Origin of the sequence: Streptomyces sp. NPDC048018 (assembly GCF_043202995.1) — a bacterium.
In the GTDB taxonomy this organism is placed as follows: Bacteria; Actinomycetota; Actinomycetes; order Streptomycetales; family Streptomycetaceae; genus Streptomyces.
This window is the reverse complement of sequence record NZ_JBIDBK010000004.1, coordinates 3,746-22,920: the sequence shown is the minus strand read 5'-3', so window position 1 is coordinate 22,920 and position 19,175 is coordinate 3,746. Positions and strand designations below refer to the sequence as shown.

Annotated in this window: 17 protein-coding genes; 6 read left to right on the top strand and 11 right to left on the bottom strand. The window is 72.5% G+C overall.

Translation table 11 applies throughout. From position 1 onward, the window contains the following. Positions 1 to 2: 2 nt before the first annotated feature. The 3 genes from ACGF1Z_RS15950 to ACGF1Z_RS15940 all read right to left on the bottom strand — a co-directional run bounded on the left by ACGF1Z_RS15950 (position 3) and on the right by ACGF1Z_RS15940 (position 4,264). Positions 3 to 1,847 (bottom strand): SpoIIE family protein phosphatase, encoded by a 1,845-nt coding sequence (locus ACGF1Z_RS15950; RefSeq protein ID WP_393004252.1) that lies wholly within the window; start codon positions 1,845 to 1,847, stop codon positions 3 to 5. 291 nt (positions 1,848 to 2,138) lie between these two features. Then, positions 2,139 to 2,804, bottom strand: coding sequence for a DUF402 domain-containing protein (locus tag ACGF1Z_RS15945; protein ID WP_393004250.1), 666 nt, complete (start codon positions 2,802 to 2,804; stop codon positions 2,139 to 2,141). Between the two features lie 65 nt (positions 2,805 to 2,869). Further along, positions 2,870 to 4,264 carry a class II fumarate hydratase gene (locus tag ACGF1Z_RS15940; protein ID WP_393004248.1) on the bottom strand — a complete coding sequence of 465 codons (1,395 nt, stop codon included), beginning with the start codon at positions 4,262 to 4,264 and terminating at the stop codon, positions 2,870 to 2,872. A 107-nt stretch (positions 4,265 to 4,371) separates the two neighbouring features. On the opposite strand from ACGF1Z_RS15940, the gene ACGF1Z_RS15935 reads away from it, so the two are divergent. Further along, a complete protein-coding gene (locus ACGF1Z_RS15935; RefSeq protein ID WP_393004246.1) occupies positions 4,372 to 5,904 on the top strand; it encodes a ricin-type beta-trefoil lectin domain protein in 1,533 nt (510 codons plus the stop codon). An 88-nt stretch (positions 5,905 to 5,992) separates the two neighbouring features. On the opposite strand, the gene ACGF1Z_RS15930 is transcribed toward ACGF1Z_RS15935, so the two are convergent. From ACGF1Z_RS15930 to ACGF1Z_RS15920, 3 genes are all read right to left on the bottom strand, one after another. Continuing rightward, the gene (locus ACGF1Z_RS15930; RefSeq protein ID WP_393004244.1) at positions 5,993 to 6,655 is read right to left on the bottom strand and encodes a lipoprotein; all 663 of its coding nucleotides are present in this window, start codon (positions 6,653 to 6,655) and stop codon (positions 5,993 to 5,995) included. Between the two features lie 189 nt (positions 6,656 to 6,844). Further along, a complete protein-coding gene (locus ACGF1Z_RS15925) occupies positions 6,845 to 7,474 on the bottom strand; it encodes an HAD family acid phosphatase (protein WP_393004242.1) in 630 nt (209 codons plus the stop codon). Between the two features lie 571 nt (positions 7,475 to 8,045). Then, entirely contained in the window at positions 8,046 to 9,710 is a 1,665-nt protein-coding gene (locus tag ACGF1Z_RS15920) for a fumarate hydratase (RefSeq protein WP_393004240.1), read from the bottom strand. Positions 9,711 to 9,930: 220 nt separating this feature from the next. Between ACGF1Z_RS15920 and ACGF1Z_RS15915 the strand changes: the two genes are divergently transcribed. Both ACGF1Z_RS15915 and ACGF1Z_RS15910 read left to right on the top strand, forming a co-directional pair. After that, positions 9,931 to 10,626, top strand: a complete 696-nt coding sequence (locus ACGF1Z_RS15915) for a DUF1707 domain-containing protein (RefSeq protein WP_393004238.1) — start codon at positions 9,931 to 9,933, stop codon at positions 10,624 to 10,626. Between the two features lie 157 nt (positions 10,627 to 10,783). Then, positions 10,784 to 11,158, top strand: coding sequence for a WhiB family transcriptional regulator (locus ACGF1Z_RS15910; protein ID WP_393005612.1), 375 nt, complete (start codon positions 10,784 to 10,786; stop codon positions 11,156 to 11,158). Positions 11,159 to 11,264: 106 nt separating this feature from the next. Here ACGF1Z_RS15910 and glpX read toward each other — a convergent pair whose 3' ends face one another. After that, the gene (gene glpX / locus ACGF1Z_RS15905) at positions 11,265 to 12,299 is read right to left on the bottom strand and encodes a class II fructose-bisphosphatase (protein WP_393004236.1); all 1,035 of its coding nucleotides are present in this window, start codon (positions 12,297 to 12,299) and stop codon (positions 11,265 to 11,267) included. A gap of 145 nt (positions 12,300 to 12,444) precedes the next feature. Between glpX and ACGF1Z_RS15900 the strand changes: the two genes are divergently transcribed. Then, positions 12,445 to 12,960, top strand: coding sequence for a DUF4245 domain-containing protein (locus ACGF1Z_RS15900; protein WP_393005610.1), 516 nt, complete (start codon positions 12,445 to 12,447; stop codon positions 12,958 to 12,960). 81 nt (positions 12,961 to 13,041) lie between these two features. On the opposite strand, the gene ACGF1Z_RS15895 is transcribed toward ACGF1Z_RS15900, so the two are convergent. The 4 genes from ACGF1Z_RS15895 to ACGF1Z_RS15880 all read right to left on the bottom strand — a co-directional run bounded on the left by ACGF1Z_RS15895 (position 13,042) and on the right by ACGF1Z_RS15880 (position 17,070). Continuing rightward, on the bottom strand, positions 13,042 to 13,632 hold the full coding sequence (locus ACGF1Z_RS15895; RefSeq protein WP_393004234.1) for a malonic semialdehyde reductase: 591 nt from the start codon (positions 13,630 to 13,632) through the stop codon (positions 13,042 to 13,044). A gap of 162 nt (positions 13,633 to 13,794) precedes the next feature. After that, complete coding sequence (locus ACGF1Z_RS15890; RefSeq protein WP_393004232.1) at positions 13,795 to 14,031, bottom strand: exodeoxyribonuclease VII small subunit; 237 nt, start codon at positions 14,029 to 14,031, stop codon at positions 13,795 to 13,797. A gap of 64 nt (positions 14,032 to 14,095) precedes the next feature. After that, a complete protein-coding gene (gene xseA, locus ACGF1Z_RS15885) occupies positions 14,096 to 15,313 on the bottom strand; it encodes an exodeoxyribonuclease VII large subunit (protein ID WP_393004230.1) in 1,218 nt (405 codons plus the stop codon). A gap of 404 nt (positions 15,314 to 15,717) precedes the next feature. Next, a complete protein-coding gene (locus ACGF1Z_RS15880; RefSeq protein WP_393004228.1) occupies positions 15,718 to 17,070 on the bottom strand; it encodes an APC family permease in 1,353 nt (450 codons plus the stop codon). A 54-nt stretch (positions 17,071 to 17,124) separates the two neighbouring features. On the opposite strand from ACGF1Z_RS15880, the gene ACGF1Z_RS15875 reads away from it, so the two are divergent. Both ACGF1Z_RS15875 and ppgK read left to right on the top strand, forming a co-directional pair. Beyond that, positions 17,125 to 18,126, top strand: coding sequence for a 4-hydroxy-3-methylbut-2-enyl diphosphate reductase (locus ACGF1Z_RS15875; RefSeq protein WP_393004226.1), 1,002 nt, complete (start codon positions 17,125 to 17,127; stop codon positions 18,124 to 18,126). Between the two features lie 53 nt (positions 18,127 to 18,179). Continuing rightward, the gene (gene ppgK / locus ACGF1Z_RS15870) at positions 18,180 to 18,953 is read left to right on the top strand and encodes a polyphosphate--glucose phosphotransferase (RefSeq protein WP_393004224.1); all 774 of its coding nucleotides are present in this window, start codon (positions 18,180 to 18,182) and stop codon (positions 18,951 to 18,953) included. The last annotated feature ends 222 nt before the right edge of the window (positions 18,954 to 19,175 follow it).

Genomic DNA, 19,175 nt, shown 5'->3' with positions numbered 1-19,175 from the left:
GCTCAGCGCGTGGCCAGCTCGAACCACACCACCTTGCCGCCCGAGAGCCGCGTCGCCCCCCAGCGCCGGGCCAGCCGGTTCACCAGGAACAGTCCGCGACCGCTCTCGTCGGTGTCCCGCGCCCGCCGCTGCCGGGGCAGCTGCGGCGAGTCGTCGCCGACCTCGCAGCGCAGCACGTCGGTCCGCAGCAGCCGCAGCGTCACCGGCCGCTCCGCGTACCGCACGGCATTGGTCACGACCTCGCTGATCAGCAGCTCCACGGAGTCCGTGAGCTCCTCCAGGTCCCAGCGCGCCAGCGCCCGCCGGGCCAGCCGCCGGGCCCGGCCCGGGGCGGCGTCCTCCGGTTCCAGGAACCAGTACGCCACGTCGCTCGGCGCGATCCCGTCGAAGCGGGCCGCGAGCAGCGCGATGTCGTCGTCCCGGTCGCCCGGGCCGAGCATGTCCAGCACGTCGTCGCACAGCGCCTCCAGCGGAGGCGAGTGGTCCGGGCCGGTGAGCTGGGCCGTCGCCGCGAGCCGCTCGCGCAGCTGCTCGATCCCGGTCCACACGTCCCGCAGCCGGGACTCCACCAGACCGTCCGTGTAGAGCAGCAGCGTGGCCCCGGCCGGCGCGTCCAGCTCCACCGCCTCGAAGTCCACCCCGCCCACCCCGATCGGCGCGCCCGGCGGCACCCGGAGCACCTCGGCCCGGCCGCCCAGGTGCAGCAGTATCGGCGGCGGATGGCCGGCGTTGGCGATGGTGATCCGGTGCGAGACCGGGTCGTAGACCGCGTACATGCAGGTGGCCATGCGGTTCTCGCCGAGCCGCTGGGCCTGCTCGTCCAGGTGGTGCAGCACCTCCTGCGGGGGCAGGTCGAGCCCGGCCAGGGTCTGCGCGGTGGTGCGCAGCTGGCCCATGATCGCCGCCGAGGTCATGGAGTGCCCCATGACGTCGCCCACGACGAGCGCGACGCGGCTGCCGGGCAGCGGGATCGCGTCGTACCAGTCGCCGCCGACCCGGGCGGTCTCGGCCGCCGGCAGATAGCGCGAGGCGAGCCGCACGCCGGTCGGCTGCGGCAGCGAGTCCGGCAGCATCGTGCGCTGCAGCTCGTCCGCGATGTAGGCCTCGCGCCCGTACAGCACCGCCTTGTCGATGCCCAGGGCCGTGTGGGTGGCCAACTGGGCCGCCACGAGCAGGTCGTTGGGCTCGAAGCCGGCCCGCTCCGGTCGGCGCAGGAACACCGCGGCGCCGATCACCCGGCGCCGCCCCCGCAGCGGCGCGAGTATGGCCCGCTGCCCGCCCGGCACCGGGTGGTCCGGCCCGAGCAGCTCCGGCAGGGCGGCCCGGGCGGCGGCGGAGTCGCCGGGCACCGGCCGCACTCCGCGCAGCACCTCGGCCAGCGCGCTGCCCGAGCGGACCTCGCACAGCTCCGCCGCGGGCGTCGGGTCGGGGTCGGGGACGAGGACGAGCTCCTCGCCCTCACCGTCCGTTAACCGCAGCCGGTCCGTACGGCGCAGGCGCAGCATGAAGGGCTCCGCCGGCCGCTCGTCGCCCACCGGCAGCGGGTCGCGCAGATAGACCAGGATCGCGTCGGAGAAGGTCGGCACGGTCGCCCGGCACAGGCCGAGGACGATCTCGTCGAGGTCGAGGCCGCGCGCGATCCGCCGGGTCGCGGCGCCCACGAACCGCAGCCGGTCGCCCTCTCGCCGCGCGGCGGCGCCGTCGCCACCGTTCTGACCGCCGCCGCCGGGCGGAGGCACCGCGACAGCCGCCGCCGTCACCGCCGCCTCCTGGCGGGGGCGGGTGCGTTCCTGGGGCCGGTCGGCCATCGCCTTGCGGCCTTCGTGGGAGGTGGGATGCTCCGTCACGCCTGGGATTCCGTCCATCCGGGCCGGTGGTGCGTTGCACGCGCTCTTCTCGCCGATGCCGCTCCTTCGGCGGGGCTAAACCACCGGCGCGAGGTCGATGTGGAGGAGGGGGCCGACGCGGCCGCGCACAGGTCAGGCACTGCTCTCCCCCTCATGAGGCAATCATGGCCGACCGGTGGATGACCAGAGGTCAGGTCCGGTGCCGTGCCGGGTCTTTGACGTGCCGTCCGATCGTTCGGGTGCTTGCGGAGGACGATCCTACGTTTGCCCCCCGGGGGCGCATCAAGGGTCTCATGGTGCCGTGTGCGCCGGGGTGCGATCCCAGTCGGCCGGCAGTTCGGGCACCTTCCAGGCGGGGTCGGGCCGCCAGTTCTCCCAGCCGTCCGAGAACGGCGCGCCCCAGGACCGGATCACCTCGACCGCCGCCCGGCCCGCCCGCCGGACCCCGGCCGCCTGTGCGGCGTCCATCAGCCCGGCCCGCCGGGCCTGGGCGAACTCGTCCTCGTCCCGCCACAGCCAGCTGCGGTCCGGGTAGACGGAGATGTCGAGGAAGTGGTCCTCGGAGTCGACGCCGCCGGACCAGCGGGTGCGCGGCTCCTCGAGGTTCACGTACCAGCTGCGGAAGCGCCAGCCGCGCTCCCAGAAGAGCCAGACCGACCACGGGTCGGCGGGCGCGGCCAGCTTGAGCACCCCGGTGCCGTGCCAGTGGGCGCGGGTGGTGGTGCGCGGCGCCGTGTAGCGGGTGGCCAGCGGCTCCTCGTGGACGGGGCTGCCGTCGGCCAGGACCGGCTTGACGCACTCGGTGCCGGGGGCCATCCAGACCGCGAGGAGCTCAGGGGTGTCCTGGACCACGGTCACCGGGCGGCAGATGTGCACGTCGCCGGTGCCGTTGTCGCGGTAGCGCCAGAGGATGTGATCCCCCGGCGCCCAGTGCCGAGGACGGCCGGATCCTGTCATGCGCAGATCTTAGGGGCGGCCCCCCGGCACCGCTGCGGCGAAGGTCACGGATGAGTCAGGTGCGGTCAGGGGCGGGTCATGCGCAGGACGTCCAGCGCCTCGTCGAGCTGTTCCAGGGTGAGGTCGCCCCGTTCCACGTATCCGGAGTCCAGGACCACCTCGCGGATCGTCCTGCGCTCGGCCAGCGACCTCTTGGCGACCTTGGCGGCCTCCTCGTAGCCGATGTACTTGTTCAGGGGCGTCACGACGGACGGCGAGGACTCGGCGTACTCGCGGGCCCGCTCGGCGTTGGCGGTGATCCCGTCGACGGTGCGGTCGGCGAGCAGCCGGGCGGCGTTGGCCAGCAGGCGCACGGACTCCAGCAGGTTCTTGGCCATGACCGGGAGCATCACGTTGAGCTCGAAGTTGCCGGCCGCGCCGGCCACCGCGACCGTGGTGTCGTTTCCGGTCACCTGCGCGGCGACCATCAGCACCGCCTCGGGGATGACCGGGTTGACCTTGCCCGGCATGATCGACGAGCCCGGCTGGAGGTCCGGCAGGTTGATCTCGGCGAGTCCGGTGCGCGGGCCGCTGGACATCCAGCGCAGATCGTTGGCGATCTTCGTGAGGGACACGGCGATGGTCCTGAGCTGGCCCGAGGTCTCCACGAGCCCGTCCCGGGCGCCCTGGGCCTCGAAGTGGTCGCGGGCCTCGGTGAGCGGCAGGCCGGTGGCCCGCGCGACCTCGGCGATGACGGCCGCCGAGAAGCCGGGCGGCGTGTTGATGCCGGTGCCCACCGCCGTGCCGCCGAGGGGGAGTTCGGCGAGCCGGGGGAGCGAGGCCGTCAGCCTCTCGACGCCGTACCGGACCTGGGCCGCGTAGCCGCCGAACTCCTGCCCGAGGGTCACCGGCGTGGCGTCCATCAGGTGCGTACGGCCCGACTTGACGACGTCCGCGAATTCGGCTGATTTCCGCTCCAGCGAGGCGGCCAGACGGTCGAGGGCCGGGATCAGGTCGTGGGTGACGGCGGCGGTGGCGGCGATGTGGATCGACGAGGGGAAGACGTCGTTGGACGACTGCGAGGCGTTCACGTGGTCGTTGGGGTGGACGTCCCGGCCCAGCCGTTCGCTCGCGAGGGTGGCCAGCACCTCGTTGGTGTTCATGTTGGAGGAGGTGCCGGAGCCGGTCTGGAAGACGTCGACCGGGAAGTGCTCGTCCCAGCGACCCTCGGCGACCTCCGCCGCCGCGTCCCGGATCGCCCCGGCCACGTCCGCGTCGAGCACCCCGAGCTCGGCGTTGACCTTGGCGGCGGCGCCCTTGATCCGGGCCAGGGCCTCGATGTGGGCCCGTTCCAGGCGCTGTCCGGAGACGGGGAAGTTCTCCACCGCGCGCTGGGTCTGGGCGCGCCACTTGGCGTGGGCCGGGACCCGAACCTCGCCCATGGAGTCGTGCTCGGTCCGGTAGCCCTCTTCGTTGCTCATGGTTCGTCAACCTCCTGAAAAAGCTGAGCACTTGTCTTGTTCGATGTATTCCCAAGTCGTTTACCGGCCAGTAGAAACCGTGGGTAACCCCACTTCCAGGAGGCGCAATGACGCGCACCAGGTACAGACTCCGCTGGCCGGTCGCCGCCCTCGCCGCGGCGGCGGCGGCCCTCGGCAGCATGACGGCCGCCGCCCCCGCCGGAGCGGCCGACACGTCCACCACGGCCGGAATCACCTCCGTACCCCTCCCGCCCGAGCTGGAGGCGATCCGGGCCGCCGAGGCCACCGCGATCTACGGCACCCCCGAGGAACGCCCGCTCACCCAGCGCAGGACCGGGCTGATCTCCCTCGGCGACAGCGAGATCTCCGGCGAGGGCGTCGGGACCTACGAGTCGCCCACCAACGGGCCGACCAACTGGTGCCACCGCTCGCCCGACGCCGCCATCCACCGCACCGGGATCCCCGCGGACCTCACGTTCAACGTGTCCTGCTCCGGCGCGTACACCGGCAACATCCGGACCGGCGGCTCCCGGCAGTACGCCGACGAGCTGGTCCAGAGCGACAACCTGGCGATCAAGGCCCGCAACACCCGCATCAAGATGGTGGTGCTGGTCGCGGGCGCCAACGACGACCTCCAGTTCGGTCCCGTCATGACCGACTGCGTCCAGCGCTACCTGCTCTCCCAGGGCGCCTGCGAACCCACGTACGCCCCCGGCTGGCAGGCCCGCGTCGACGGCCTCGTCCCCAAGGTCGAGCAGACCGTCCGCGACCTGAGGACCGTCATGCGCGACGCCGGCTACACCGACACCGACTACAAACTCGTGGTCATGGGCTACCCCAGCCCGATCGGCCCCGACTTCAGGGACAACCCGAACTTCCCCGGCAAGCTCGTCTGCGGCGGCCTCGGCTACGACTCCGACACCAAGTGGGGCCGGAACACCGCCGTCCCCGCCTTCGAGCGCGGCATGCGCAAGGCGGCCGCCGACACCGGCGCCGTCTTCCTCGACAACTCCCGCCTCTTCCACGGCCACGAGGTCTGCATGGAGGACGCCTGGGCGCGGGGCCTCTACATCGACCTCTCCAAGCCCGGCACCCCGGACGAGAACTCCGTCCGCCAGTCCTTCCACCCCAACTACCGGGGCCACGGCGCCTTCGCGTCGTGTCTCACCCAGATCTACGGCGCCGGCGTCCGCGAGGCCGCCTGCGCCGACGTCGACTCCTCGGGCACGCCGACGCTGTTCCCGCTCGCCTGGGACGACGCGTACACGCCCCTGAAGAACGCGGCCACCGGCAACTGCCTCGACGTGAACGCCTCCGAGTCCGCCAACGGCACCGCCGTCCTCGGCTGGGACTGCCACGGCGGCCGCAACCAGGGCTGGTGGTACGACCCCGGCCGCCGGACCGTGCACACCCAGCTCACCCAGGACCGCTGCCTGGACGTCCCCGGCGCGGTCTACCAGGCGGGCAAGGCGCTCATCATCTGGAACTGCAGCGGCGCCGCCAACCAGAGGTTCGTCCGCGACGGCGACACCCTCCGGCCGGCCGCGGCCACCGGACTGTGCCTGACCCAGGGCGCGGCCAGGGAAGCGGTCCGGCTGCAGAACTGCAACGGCTCGGCGAACCAGCGCTTCGCCGCCTGACGCCCCCGAGGGTCCGCACGACACCGTGGCCCCCGTCCGGTGCGGGACGGGGGCCACGGGCGGCTTCACCACGCTTCTGCGGTGCGGCTCACCGCACCTTCAGGCTCTGCTTCGCCAGCTCGTACGCCGGGAGCATCTCCTGATGCTCCTCGGTGTCGAGCCCGCCGAGGTGCACGATGACCGGGCCCTTCGGGGTGTCCACCGCGAAGGCCCGCTCCTGCTTCTTCTCGTCGAGGGCCTCGCTGTGCACGGTGTAGACGGCCTCCGCGGCGGGCAGCCCGCCCGCGTGCGTCTCCTTGACGAGGACGCCCGAGGTCTTGTCCTGCGCCTTCACGAAGGCCTCGAGCGCGGCACGGGCCGGACCCTGGTCCGCGGGCGCGGTCCACACCCGCAGGAAGCCGATGTTCCCGGCGGGCTTGGCGTCCACCTCGCAACGGGCGAAGGCCGGCCCCTGGCGGGTGAGCGCGGCGAAGTCCGGGTTCTCCGGATCCTTGATCGCCTTCGGCTTCCAGTCCTTCGCGAGGGAGAACGAGACGGGCAGCTCGCAGGCCGTACCGGCGCCGCCGAGCGAACCGGCCGCGGCCGCGGGCCTGTTCTGCGCGGGCGCCGACGGGGGCGCGGCGCTCGTCGGCGCGACGGGCGCCGGCTGCGCCGCGGGGGAGTCCGCCTGGGTGCCGCAGGCGGTCAGCAGCAGCCCCGCGGCCACCAGGGCGCCGGGGACGGCCGTACGTATGGATGCTCTCTGTGGCATGGGCCCATCATCCCCGGCCGGGGACGGGCCCCCGCGACCCGGGTGCACCCCGGGGCCGACCGCAGGGCGATGACGGGCGGGCCCGGGGGAGAGCCGCCGTCCCGCGCCGCCATCCGCCTGGCCCCTGCCGGAGGCCGCCCGGGCACGGGCCTTCCCGTCACCACGCGCCGCCTCCGGACCGGGCGACCCCTACGACAGCTTGCCGCCGTAGTCGGGCAGCTTGAAGGTGCGCTCGGCGTGGCCGCCCACCAGGTCGGTGGTGTTGTTGCCGATGTTCGCGATGATCGTGTAGCCCTTGGCCTCGATCTCCGCGCGCTTGGCGGTCTTGTACGCGCCGACCTCGGCGAACAGGTCGGGCAGGGAGCGCACGTACAGCCCGTCGACGGGGTAGCCGGCCCGCTTCAGGTTCCAGTCCGTCAGGGACTGGATGATCCCCGGACGAGCCGTCACGAAGAAGACGGACACCCCGCGCGCGTGGGCGTCGGCGACCAGGTCGCGCACCTCGGGGATGGCCGGCGTCGGCAGCTCCCAGAACGGGTGGAAGTCCGTCTCCAGCGAGGAGTTGTCGATGTCGAGGACGATCGCCTGCCTCTCGCCGTCGGCGTCCTCGGTGCGGTCCTCGATGTACGGGCGGGCCTGGGCCACCACGGCCGCCACGTCGTGCCGCCAGGTCGTGTAGTCGACGTGCTTGATCGCGGCGGTCGACGTGAGGTGCGTGTCCGGGTCGGCCGCGGAGGCCGCCGGCGCGGGGCCGACCAGGAGGAGGGCGGTCAGTCCGAGGGTGGCGGCGGCGGATGCTTTGGCCTGTGCGGAGGGCATGGGGGGCTCCCGAGGGTCTACCGGCTCAGTGGTTGACATGCTCGCGCCCCATACTGACCAGTAGGGGACGGGAGGGCTACCAGTCGGTAGCGAAAATCTGAGCGGAGATCGACGAAGTGACCCGACGGGCCCCGGGATTCGGCCCCGTGGGGGCCCGGGATCAGCCCCGTGGGGGCCCGGTGGTCAGTGCCCGCGGCGGCCCCGGTGAACGGCGCCCGGCCAACGGCCCTTCGGCGAACGGCCGTCCACGTGCGGCCGGTGCGGGCCGTCGCCCGGCACCCGACCGGCCGTCCCTCGCCCGGCACCCGACCGGACGCGCCCCGCCCGGGACCACGACCGTCGCGCCGTCCGCCCGGCCTCACGACCGGCCGCGGCGGCCCGGCAGCCCGCACCGCAACGGGCCCCGCCCCCACCGGCCCTGCCCCCACCGGCCCCGCTCGACCGGCCCCGCCTCGACCGGCGACCCCGGCGGCCCCCGAAGGCCGCCCCGGCCGGCAACGGCCTGCCGCCGTCCGGAGCCGGACGACGAAGGGCCCCCGGCAGGCGCCGGGGGCCCTTCGTCACGCGGGGGTCAGAGACCGGGACCGCGCACCGGGATGTGGGTGAAGGTCGGCTCCGGGGCCGGATTCTGGAAGAAGTCGTTGCCCTTGTCGTCCACCACGATGAACGCCGGGAAGTCCTCGACCTCGATCTTCCAGACCGCCTCCATGCCGAGCTCCTCGTACTCGACGACCTCGACCTTCTTGATGCAGTCCTGGGCGAGGCGCGCCGCCGGGCCGCCGATGGAGCCCAGGTAGAAGCCGCCGTGGGCGCCGCACGCGTCGGTGACCTGCTTCGAGCGGTTGCCCTTGGCCAGCATGACCTTCGAGCCGCCCGCGGCCTGGAACTGCTCCACGTACGAGTCCATGCGGCCGGCCGTCGTGGGGCCGAAGGAACCGGAGGCGTAGCCCTCGGGGGTCTTGGCGGGGCCGGCGTAGTAGACCGGGTGGTCCTTCAGGTACTGCGGCATCTCCTCGCCGGCGTCGAGCCGCTCCTTGATCTTGGCGTGCGCGATGTCGCGGGCCACGACCAGCGGGCCGGTCAGCGAGAGGCGGGTCTTGACCGGGTACTTGGTGAGCTCGGCGAGGATCTCGTCCATCGGCTGGTTGAGGTCGATCTTCACGACCTCGCCCGCCTCCAGGTGCGCGTCCTCGGTCTCCGGCAGGAAGCGCGCCGGGTCGGTCTCCAGCTGCTCCAGGAAGACGCCCTCGGCGGTGATCTTCGCGACGGCCTGGCGGTCGGCCGAGCAGGAGACGGCGATCGCCACGGGCAGCGAGGCGCCGTGCCGCGGCAGGCGCACCACGCGCACGTCGTGGCAGAAGTACTTGCCGCCGAACTGGGCGCCGATGCCGATCTTCTGCGTGAGCTCGAAGACCTTCTCCTCCAGCTCCTTGTCACGGAAGCCGTGGCCGGTCTCGGCGGAGCCCTCGGCGGGCAGCTCGTCCAGGTAGTGCGCGGAGGCGTACTTGGCGGTCTTCAGGGCGAACTCGGCGCTCGTGCCGCCGACGACGATCGCCAGGTGGTACGGCGGACAGGCGGCCGTGCCGAGCGAGCGGATCTTCTCCTCCAGGAACTTCATCATGGAGGCCTCGTTCAGGACCGCCTTGGTCTCCTGGTAGAGGAAGGACTTGTTGGCCGAGCCGCCGCCCTTGGCCATGAAGAGGAACTTGTACGCGCCGCCGTCGGTCGCGTACAGCTCGATCTGCGCGGGCAGGTTCGAGCCGGTGTTCTTCTCCTCCCACATGGTCACCGGGGCCATCTGCGAGTAGCGCAGGTTGAGCTTGGTGTAGGCGTCGTAGATGCCCTTGCTCAGGGCCTCCTCGTCACGGCCCTGCGTGAGCACGTTCTGGCCGCGCTTGCCCATGACGATCGCGGTGCCGGTGTCCTGGCACATGGGCAGGACGCCCGCGGCGGCGATGTTCGCGTTCTTCAGGAGGTCGAGCGCGACGAACTTGTCGTTGCTCGACGCCTCCGGGTCGTCGATGATCTTCCGCAGCTGGGCCAGGTGGGCCGGGCGCAGGTAGTGCTGGATGTCGTGGATCGCCTCGGCGGCCAGCTTGCGCAGCGCCTCCGGCTCGACCTTGAGGAACGTACGGCCGTCGGCCTCGAAGGTGGAGACGCCTTCGGAGGTCACCAGGCGATAGGGCGTGGTGTCCTCTCCCAGGGGGAGCAGATCGGAGTACGCAAACTCTGGCATGACGGCGGCCATTCCTCACTCGGCGGACAGACGCGCCCCCTCCGTCGGCGGCGCGTCCTCCAGCCTAAGACGCGGGGGCGGCCGCGATCCTGTGAGGTAAGGCTCAGTAGCGGCCGGGACCGCTCCGGAATGGCGCCTTTCCCCCGTGGCGCTGCCGTGGTCCCCGGGACACGGCCGTTCCCCCTGGTCGCGATCTATCGCGTTTCGCTACGCTGAGGTCGTGGACCTCGAAAAGCAGCCTCAGCAGCCGCCCGCCCCCGCGCCCCGGCCCGACTTCGCCGATCCCCAGGGGTCGCTGCGGGCCTCGGACGCGGACCGGGACAGGATCGCGGACATCCTCGCGGACGCCCTGGCGGAGGGGCGGCTCGACGCCGAGGAGCACTCGGAGCGGATCGACGCGGTCTACCGGGCGAAGACCGTCGGCGAGCTGGAGCCGATCGTGCGGGACCTGCCGGTCGCCGGCTCCCGGCCGCAGACCGCACCCGCCCCGGTCTACGGTCCCGAGGACGCCGAGGGCCCGGCCGACAACCTGGTCGCGGTGTTCTCCGCGTCGACCCGGCGGGGCCGCTGGCGGGTGGGCCGCAGGACCAACGCCTTCTCGCTCTTCGGCAGCATCGAGATCGACCTGACCGAGGCGATCTTCGCGCAGCGCCTCACCACCATCAACGCGACCTCGATCTTCGGCAACGTCGAGGTCCGCGTCCCGGAGAACGTCACGCTGCGCGGCAGCGGCACCGGAGTCCTCGGCAACTTCGAGGTGGTGACCCTGGAGGGGGCCGATCCGCAGGCGCCGGTCGTGGTCGTCAACGGCTTCGCGATCTTCGGCAACGTGGAGGCCAAGCCGAAGCGCGGCAAGTGGATCACCGACCTGCAGAACCAGGTTCAGGACAAGTTCCGCAAGCGTCTCGGGCACTGACGCCCGCGTTCCGCTCCGCAGCCTGACCGGAATTCGCCGTCGGGTGTCCGCACCGCGGAACACGGCGGCACGCAGTGCATAGGCGCGCGCACAGCGGGTAGGGCTGGTGCATCGTCGCTCGCTTGCCCGCGGAAGCCGTCGTCAGGAGTAGACCGTGCTGCACACGCCGCCGCATCAGCCCCTCCGGGTCGCCGCCGCCGTGCCGCCCCAGCGCATCCCCGCTCGGGAGGACGAGGCCGGTCCCTGGCACGCGGAGGCGGTGTGCCGGAGGGACGAGGCCGGGCTCTTCTTCGCCCCTTCCAAGGAACCCACCGCCGCCCGGCTCGCCCGTGAGGAGGCCGCCAAGCGCGTCTGCGCCCGCTGCCCCGTGATGGTCGAGTGCCGTGAGCACGCGCTGCTCCAGCCGGAGCCGTACGGCGTGTGGGGCGGCCTCACCGCCGCCGAGCGCCGTGTGGTCCTGGCCCGGCGGCGCCGCCGGGAGGTCGAGCTCCGCAAGGCGGCCGCGGCCGAGCGCGTCGCCCAGGCCGGCTGACGGGTCCGCGGCCCGTACGGGAAACGGGTCCGCGGCCCGTACGGGAAGGGGCGCCCCCACCGCACATGGGGGCGCCCCTCTTCGTACCGTCGTGCTGCCGCGCCGCCTACTTCGCGCGGTCGAAGTCGATCTTGCTGTACGCGCGCAGCTTCGACAGGCGGTGCGTGGAGTCGATCTGCCGGATCGTGCCGGACTTCGAGCGCATGACCAGGGACTGCGTGGTCGCGGTCTCGGAGCGGTAGCGCACCCCGCGGAGGATCTCGCCGTCGGTGATGCCGGTGGCGACGAAGAAGACGTTGTCGCCGGAGACCAGGTCGCTGGTGGTGAGGACGCGGTCGAGGTCGTGGCCCGCGTCGAGGGCCTTCTGGCGCTCGGCCTCGTCCTTCGGCCACAGCTTGCCCTGGATCACGCCGCCCAGGCACTTTATGGCGCAGGCCGAGATGATGCCCTCGGGGGTGCCGCCGATGCCCATGAGCAGGTCGACGCCGGTGCCCTCGCGGGCGGCCATGATGGAGCCGGCCACGTCGCCGTCGGAGATGAACTTGATCCGGGCGCCGGTCTCGCGGATCTCCTTGACGATGCCCTCGTGGCGGGGGCGGTCCAGGATGACCACGGTGACGTCCTCGGGCGTCATGCCCTTGGCCTTGGCGACCCGGCGGATGTTGACCGAGACGGGCGCGTTGATGTCGACGAAGTCGGCGGCCTCGGGGCCGGTGACCAGCTTGTCCATGTAGAAGACCGCGGACGGGTCGAACATCGCGCCGCGGTCGGCGGCGGCGAGGACGGCGATCGCGTTCGGCATGCCCTTGGCGTTGAGCGTGGTGCCGTCGATCGGGTCGACGGCGATGTCGACCTCGGCGCCGGTGCCGTCGCCGACCCGCTCGCCGTTGAAGAGCATCGGCGCCTCGTCCTTCTCTCCCTCGCCGATGACGACCACGCCGTTCATCGAGACGGTGGAGATCAGGGTGCGCATGGCGTTCACCGCCGCGCCGTCCGCGCCGATCTTGTCTCCGCGGCCGACCCAGCGGCCGGCAGCCATGGCGGCGGCCTCGGTCACCCGGACCAGTTCGAGGGCGAGGTTGCGGTCGGGGGCCTCGGGGGAGACCTCCAGCTCGGGCGGCAGGTGGTGGTGCTCGGTCATCGGAGCGCACCTTTCTATGCGGCGACGGTCGGCGACGGCCGGAAAAACAGAGGGTGCTGTGACTCTATCGTCAGGTCGATAAATTGAGCAGAGGGCCCCACGTATGAGCGCGCCACCCTGATGCGAACATGGTGGCGTGGCAGGTATGCGAGGCAGGCAGACGGTACGCGGGATGTTCCAGTCCCTCGCGGTGATCATGGTCGCCGCGGGCGTGATGTATTACTTCATCCCCCACGACGAGAAGGCGACCCCGGTCGAGACCAAGGACTACCGGGTCGAGCTGGCGACGGCGCAGCGAGCGGCGCCGTACCCCGTGCTGGCCCCCGAGGGTCTCGGCGCGGACTGGAAGGCGACGGTGGTCTCGTACCGGCGCGAGGAGCACGACGCCTGGCGCCTCGGCTTCCTCGACCCGGACACCCAGTACGTGGCGGTCAACCAGTCCACCGCCGACCCCGCCACGTACGTGCCGGAGGTCACCCTGGAGGCCAAGAACTCCGGGAAGACGCAGACGGTGGGCGGCCGGGTCTGGCAGCGCTGGGAGGGCCCGAAGTACGACGCCCTCGTGCGCACCGAGGGCGGTGCGACGACGGTCGTGGCCGGCACGGCCTCGTTCGAGCGGCTCGCCCAGATGGCGGGCGCGCTGCAGTCGCAGAAGGCCTGACGGCGCGGGGCCCGGATTCCGCGTGCGCGAGAAGGGCCCCCGGTGCGGTGCACCGGGGGCCCTTCGCATGCCGTCACGTCATCAGACGGTGGTGATGACCTCGTCGAAGGCCAGGCGCGGGGAACGCGGGAACCAGGCGTCCTCGCCCGGCTTGCCGATGTTGACGACCATCAGCGGGGTGTGGTCGTCGTCCAGGAACTCCTTCTGGAGGCCGGCGAAGTCCACGCCCGTCATCGGGCCGGCGGCCAGGCCGGCGGCGCGGACGCCGACGATGAAGTACGCGGCCTGGAGGGCGGCGTTCAGCAGGGCGGACTGCTCACGGACCGGGCGCTCGGCGAAGAACATGTCCTTGGCCTGCGGGAAGTGCGGGAGCAGGGCCGGGAGCTCCTCGTGGAACTCGTTGTCCGCGGAGAGGATCGCGACCAGCGGGGCGGCCTTGGTCTTGGCCTGGTTGCCCTCGGCCATGTGCGCGACCAGGCGCTCGCGGGCCTCGGGGGAGCGGACCAGGGTGATGCGCAGCGGCGTCTGGTTGAACGCGGTCGGGCCGTACTTGACGAGGTCGTAGATCGCCTGGACCTGCTCGTCGGTCACCGGCTCGTCGGTGAACGTGTTGGCAGTGCGGGCCTCACGGAAGAGGAGGTCCTGGGCGGCGGGGTCAAGAACGAGAGACATGCTGCGTACCTTCCGAACTGCAAGGGGGGTCGCTCGTCGGGGGGAGCGAGCGATGTCCCGACAGTACGCCCGGAGTAGGTGAAGTTTCAACTATCCAAAACGGATAGTGATCCGGTTCACAGCTCCAGTGTACGCGTCAGCCCCGCACCCCTCCGCCTCCGCTCACTCCTCCCCCTCCGCCTCCTCCTCGGCCCGCTCCGCCGCCAGCGAGGCGTCGAGCCGGGCCCGCGCCCCCTCCAGCCAGTGCCGGCACACCTTCGCCAGCTCCTCGCCGCGCTCCCACAGCGCCAGCGACTCCTCCAGCGTCGTCCCGCCCGCCTCCAGGCGCCGGACGACCTCGATCAGCTCGTCCCGCGCCTGCTCGTAGCCGAGCGTGCCCTGTTCCGTACCCGTAGCCATGCGTCTCTCCTTGGAAATCCCTGGGGAAGATGATCCGGACCGGCGTCCGGCAGATGTGCGGCGCTCAGTCCTGACCCGCCGTACGGCGCACCGTGAAGTCGCCCGCCGCCACCCGGGCCCGCAGCTCCTCGTCGGCCTTGACCTCCGCCGGGTCCCGCACCACCGCGCCGTCCGCCCGCTGGAGCACCGCGTACCCCCGCTCCAGCGTCGCCGCCGGCGACAGCGCCCGGACCCGCGCCCGGGTGTGCGACAACTCCGAGTCCGCCCGGTCCAGCAGATGCCCGAGGGTGCGCCGGCTGCGGGCGAGCAGCGCGTCGAGCTCGTCCTCGCGCACCTCCACCATCCGCTGCGGATGCTCCATGACCGGCCGGGCCAGCGCGTGCGCCAGCCCCCGCTCCTCACGCTCCAGCAGCCCCCGCACACAGCGCAGCGCCCGGTCCCGCAGGCCCCGCACCCGCTCCAGCTCCTCGCCCACGTCCGGCACGACCTTCTTGGCGGCGTCGGTCGGCGTCGACGCCCGCAGGTCCGCGACCAGGTCGAGCAGCGGGGAGTCCGGCTCGTGGCCGATCGCCGACACCACCGGCGTACGGCAGTCGGCGACCGCCCGGATCAGCCGCTCGTCCGAGAACGGCAGCAGGTCCTCGACGCTGCCGCCGCCCCGCGCCACGACGATCACGTCCACCCCCTCGTGCGCGTCCAGCTCCCGCACCGCCTGGATCACCTGCGGCACGGCCTTCACCCCCTGCACCGCCACGTTGCGCACCTCGAAACGGACGGCCGGCCAGCGCCGCCGCGCGTTCTCCAGCACGTCCCGCTCGGCCGCGGACGCCCGCCCGCAGACCAGGCCGATCAGCTGCGGCAGGAACGGCAGCGGCTTCTTCCGGTCGAACGCGAAGAGCCCCTCCGCGGCCAGCGACTTCTTCAACATCTCCAGACGGGCCAGCAGCTCGCCGATGCCGACCGGCCGGATCTCCGCCGCCCGCAGCGACAACTGCCCCCGCGGCGCGTACCACTCCGGCTTCGCGTGCACGACCACCCGCGCGCCCTCGGACACGACGTCGGCGACGACGTCGAAGACCTGGCGATAGCACGTGACGTTGATCGAGATGTCGTGCGAGGGGTCCCGCAGGGTCAGGAACACCACCCCGGCGCCCGGCCGCCGCGACAACTGCGTGATCTGCCCCTCGACCCACACCGCTCCGAGCCGGTCGATCCAGCCCCCGATGAGCCGGGAGATCTCACCGACGGGCAGCGGCGCTTCGGCTGACGTGTTCAGACCCATGCGCCGAGCGTAACGGCCCGGTCCGACAGCGGAGGCGTGCCGTGCGGGAGCCCGTCCCGCTCCCGGCCGGGGCCCCGGGGGCTCCTCACGGCCGGACGCCCGTCGTGGCTCGGGCCGCTGGTCGGGGATCGGGCCGCGGGTCGCTTCGGGCCGCCGGTCGCGGCTTCGGTCGCCTGCCGTGGATCGGACCGCGGGTCGCACTTCGGGCCGGCCGGTCGCGGCTCCGGACGCCTGCCGCGGCTCCGGGCACCCGCTACGGCCCCGGACGCCCGTTCCCGTCACTCCGCCGGTCGCCATCACTCGGCCGGTCGCCGGAGTGGCGTCAGGTGTTCGGCGCCGCCGCGTACGCCGTCACGCCCCCTGCCGCCGCGTACGCCGCCACGCACCCTGCCGCCGGCACCCCGTCACGCCTCCGGGCGCCGGGCGCCCTGCACCGCGAGGACCACCAGACCGATGCCCAGCCAGATCACGCCGACCACCTGCGCCGAGGGAGAGGCCTCCACGATCACCGCGACCAGGATCGCCGCCCCCAGCACCGGCGCCACCACATGGCGCAGCCAGTGCGGCGGCCCCGCCATCCGCCGCACCGCGAACCAGACCACCACACTCGCGTGCAGCAGCACGAACGCCGTCAGCGCGCCGATGTCCACCACCGACACCAGGTGGTCGAGACCGTCGTCGCTCCGCGCCGCCCACACCGCAGCGATCATCGTGACCGTCGCCGACACCAGCAGCGCCACCCGGGGCACCCCCGAGTCCGTCCGGGCCAGCAGATGCGGCAGGCGGTGCTCGCGCCCCATGGCGAACAGCAGCCTGCTGCCCGCCGCCTGCCCCGCGAGGGCCGCGAAGGCCGCGCCGATCGCCTTCGAGACGGCCACCAGATCGTGCAGCCAGCCGCCCACCGCCCCCTCCACCGCGTCGTAGAAGGCCGAACCCTGCAGCGCCGGATCCGCCGCCAGCTCGCCCGACGAGACCGGTTCGAGCAGCGCCACCAGCCAGGTCTGCGCCACGAAGAGGGCGCCCGCCAGCGCCAGACAGAACAGCAGCGCGCGGGCCACCTTCTCGGAGCCGCCGGTCACCTCCTCCGCGAAGGCCGCGATCGCGTCGAAGCCCAGGTACGACAGGACCGCTACCGACACCGCCCCGACGATCGCCGCCGCCGAGAACCCGGCGTCCCCCGTGAGCGGCGACCACCAGTCGCGCTGCGCCCCGTCCCGGACGAGCACGACGACCGCCGACACGACGAAGACCAGCAGCACCACGATCTCCATCGCGAGCACCGCGAAGCCGACCCGGGCCGCCGCCCGCACGCCCCACAGGTTGAGCAGCGTCGTCACGACCACGGCGATCCCCGTCCACACCCACCGGTGCACCTCGGGGACCAGCGCCTCCATGGCGATCCCCGCGAACAGATACGCGACGGCCGGGATCAGCAGGTAGTCGAGCATCGCCATCCACCCGGCGACGAACCCCGGCCCCTCGCCGAGCGCCGTGCGCGCGTACGTGAACACGGAGCCCGCTCCCGGGGCGACCCGCACCATCTGCGCGTAGCTGAACGCGGTGAACGCCATCGCGACCGTCGCCACGACGTACACCAGGGCGACCGCCCCGTGCGACTTGGCGTCCAGCGTGCCGTACACACCGACCGGCGCCATCGGGGCGATGAACAGGAGGCCGTAGACCACGAGATCCCGGAAGCCGAGATTCCGCCGCAGCCCCTCGTGGTCCGTCTCCGCCGCCCGTGCGTCCTCAGCCATGGCGTCAGTCTCGGCCACGGCGGTGACGAAACCGCCCACCGACGCGGCCTTACGATGGGGACCATGACTGCAACGCCCGCGAACAGCCCGAAGCGTGTCCTGCTCGCCGCTCCCCGCGGCTACTGCGCGGGCGTCGACCGCGCCGTGATCGCCGTGGAGAAGGCCCTGGAGCAGTACGGGGCCCCCATCTACGTCCGCCACGAGATCGTGCACAACAAGTACGTCGTGCAGACCCTGGAGCGGAAGGGCGCGATCTTCGTCGACCAGGCCACCGAGGTGCCGCCGGGCAACATCGTGATGTTCTCGGCGCACGGCGTCGCCCCGACCGTCCACGAGGAGGCCAGGCAGGGCCGGCTCGCGACCATCGACGCGACCTGCCCGCTGGTCACCAAGGTCCACAAGGAAGCCGTGCGCTTCGCCAACGAGGACTTCGACATCCTCCTCATCGGCCACGAGGGCCACGAGGAGGTCATCGGCACCTCCGGCGAGGCCCCCGACCACATCCAGCTCGTCGACGGCCCCGAGGACGTCGCCAAGGTCGAGGTCCGCGACCCCTCCCGGGTCGTCTGGCTCTCCCAGACCACGCTCTCGGTCGACGAGACCATGGAGACGGTGGACGCGCTGAAGGAGAAGTTCCCGCAGCTGATCTCCCCGCCGTCGGACGACATCTGCTACGCCACGCAGAACCGCCAGACCGCGATCAAGGAGCTCGCCACCCAGGCCGAGCTGGTCATCGTCGTCGGCTCCAAGAACTCCTCGAACTCGCAGCGCATGGTCGACGTCGCCAAGCAGGCCGGCGCCCCCGCCGCGTACCTCGTCGACTTCGCCTCCGAGATCGACGAGACCTGGCTGGAGGGCGTCACCAGCGTCGGCCTCTCCTCCGGCGCCTCCGTCCCGGACGTGCTCGTCCAGGAGGTCCTGGAGTGGCTGTCCGAGCGCGGCTACGCCGACGTGGAGCTGGTCAAGACGGCCGACGAGTCGCTGACCTTCTCGCTCCCCAAGGAACTCCGCAACAAGGACCTCCGCGCGGTGGCGGATGCGCTCGGCAAGAAGTGACGACGTCTCCCGTTGAGGCGTGACGGAGGGCCTCTGCCCGTAACGTTGGGTCCATGAACGTCTTCGGAGTGGACATCGGCGGCTCGGGCATCAAAGGCGCCCCCGTGGACCTGGTCCGCGGCGACCTGGCCGAAACCCGCCACAAGGTACTCACCCCCCAGCCCGCGACGCCCGACGACGTCGCGGGCTGTGTCGTCGAGGTCGTGGACCACTTCGGCTGGTCCGGGCCGATCGGCGTCACGTTCCCCGGGGTCGTGACCGGCTCCACCATCCGCACCGCGGCCAACGTCGACAAGGGCTGGATCGGAGTCGACGCCGGCCGCCTGCTCGGCGACCGGCTCGGCGGACTGCCGGTGACCGTCCTCAACGACGCCGACGCGGCCGGAACCGCGGAGATGGCCTTCGGCGCGGGGAAGGGCCGCAAGGGCACCGTCATCCTGCTCACCCTCGGCACCGGCATCGGCTCGGCCGTCTTCGTCGACGGCAAGCTCGTCCCCAACACCGAACTCGGGCACCTGGAGCTCAAGGGCCACGACGCGGAGAAGCGCGCCTCGTCGAAGGCACGCGAGGACGACGACCTGACCTGGGAGCACTGGGCGACGCGGCGGCTGCAGAAGTACCTGGAGCACGTCGAGATGCTGTTCTCTCCGGAGCTCTTCATCATCGGCGGCGGAGTCAGCAGGAAGGCCGACAAGTTCCTGCCGCTGATCGAGGGCATCAGGGCGGAGATCGTGCCGGCGCAGCTGCAGAACAACGCGGGGATCGTGGGGGCGGCGATGGCGGCGGGGTCGCCGCCGGTCTCCCCGCCCGGGGCGTCGGTGCTCTGACCTCCGGCGGCACGGCGGCTTGCGGGGGCGCGGCGGCTCCTAACGGTGCTGCGGCTTCATGCCCTGCTCTGGGCTGCCGGCACCACCGTCCCGACCCGGGGTGCGCCGAACCCCGTGGGGGTGCCGGGGGCGGGGCCGGGGGGGGGGGGGGGGGGGGGGGGGGGGCCCGGGGGGGGGGGGGGGGGGGGGGCCCCCCCCCCCCGCCCCCCCCCCCCCCCCCCC

Excerpts from the sequence above, each read along its gene's own strand:
- ACGF1Z_RS15890 (WP_393004232.1), bottom strand. The coding sequence starts at position 14,031 with ATGGCTACGGGTACGGAACAGGGCACGCTCGGCTACGAGCAGGCGCGG.
- ACGF1Z_RS15935 (WP_393004246.1), top strand. The coding sequence starts at position 4,372 with ATGACGCGCACCAGGTACAGACTCCGCTGGCCGGTCGCCGCCCTCGCC.
- ACGF1Z_RS15925 (WP_393004242.1), bottom strand. The coding sequence starts at position 7,474 with ATGCCCTCCGCACAGGCCAAAGCATCCGCCGCCGCCACCCTCGGACTG.
- ACGF1Z_RS15880 (WP_393004228.1), bottom strand. The coding sequence starts at position 17,070 with ATGGCTGAGGACGCACGGGCGGCGGAGACGGACCACGAGGGGCTGCGG.
- ACGF1Z_RS15940 (WP_393004248.1), bottom strand. The coding sequence starts at position 4,264 with ATGAGCAACGAAGAGGGCTACCGGACCGAGCACGACTCCATGGGCGAG.
- ppgK (WP_393004224.1), top strand. The coding sequence starts at position 18,180 with ATGAACGTCTTCGGAGTGGACATCGGCGGCTCGGGCATCAAAGGCGCC.
- ACGF1Z_RS15895 (WP_393004234.1), bottom strand. The coding sequence starts at position 13,632 with ATGTCTCTCGTTCTTGACCCCGCCGCCCAGGACCTCCTCTTCCGTGAG.
- glpX (WP_393004236.1), bottom strand. The coding sequence starts at position 12,299 with ATGACCGAGCACCACCACCTGCCGCCCGAGCTGGAGGTCTCCCCCGAG.
- ACGF1Z_RS15930 (WP_393004244.1), bottom strand. The coding sequence starts at position 6,655 with ATGCCACAGAGAGCATCCATACGTACGGCCGTCCCCGGCGCCCTGGTG.
- ACGF1Z_RS15945 (WP_393004250.1), bottom strand. The coding sequence starts at position 2,804 with ATGACAGGATCCGGCCGTCCTCGGCACTGGGCGCCGGGGGATCACATC.
- ACGF1Z_RS15900 (WP_393005610.1), top strand. The coding sequence starts at position 12,445 with ATGCGAGGCAGGCAGACGGTACGCGGGATGTTCCAGTCCCTCGCGGTG.
- ACGF1Z_RS15875 (WP_393004226.1), top strand. The coding sequence starts at position 17,125 with ATGGGGACCATGACTGCAACGCCCGCGAACAGCCCGAAGCGTGTCCTG.
- xseA (WP_393004230.1), bottom strand. The coding sequence starts at position 15,313 with ATGGGTCTGAACACGTCAGCCGAAGCGCCGCTGCCCGTCGGTGAGATC.
- ACGF1Z_RS15920 (WP_393004240.1), bottom strand. The coding sequence starts at position 9,710 with ATGCCAGAGTTTGCGTACTCCGATCTGCTCCCCCTGGGAGAGGACACC.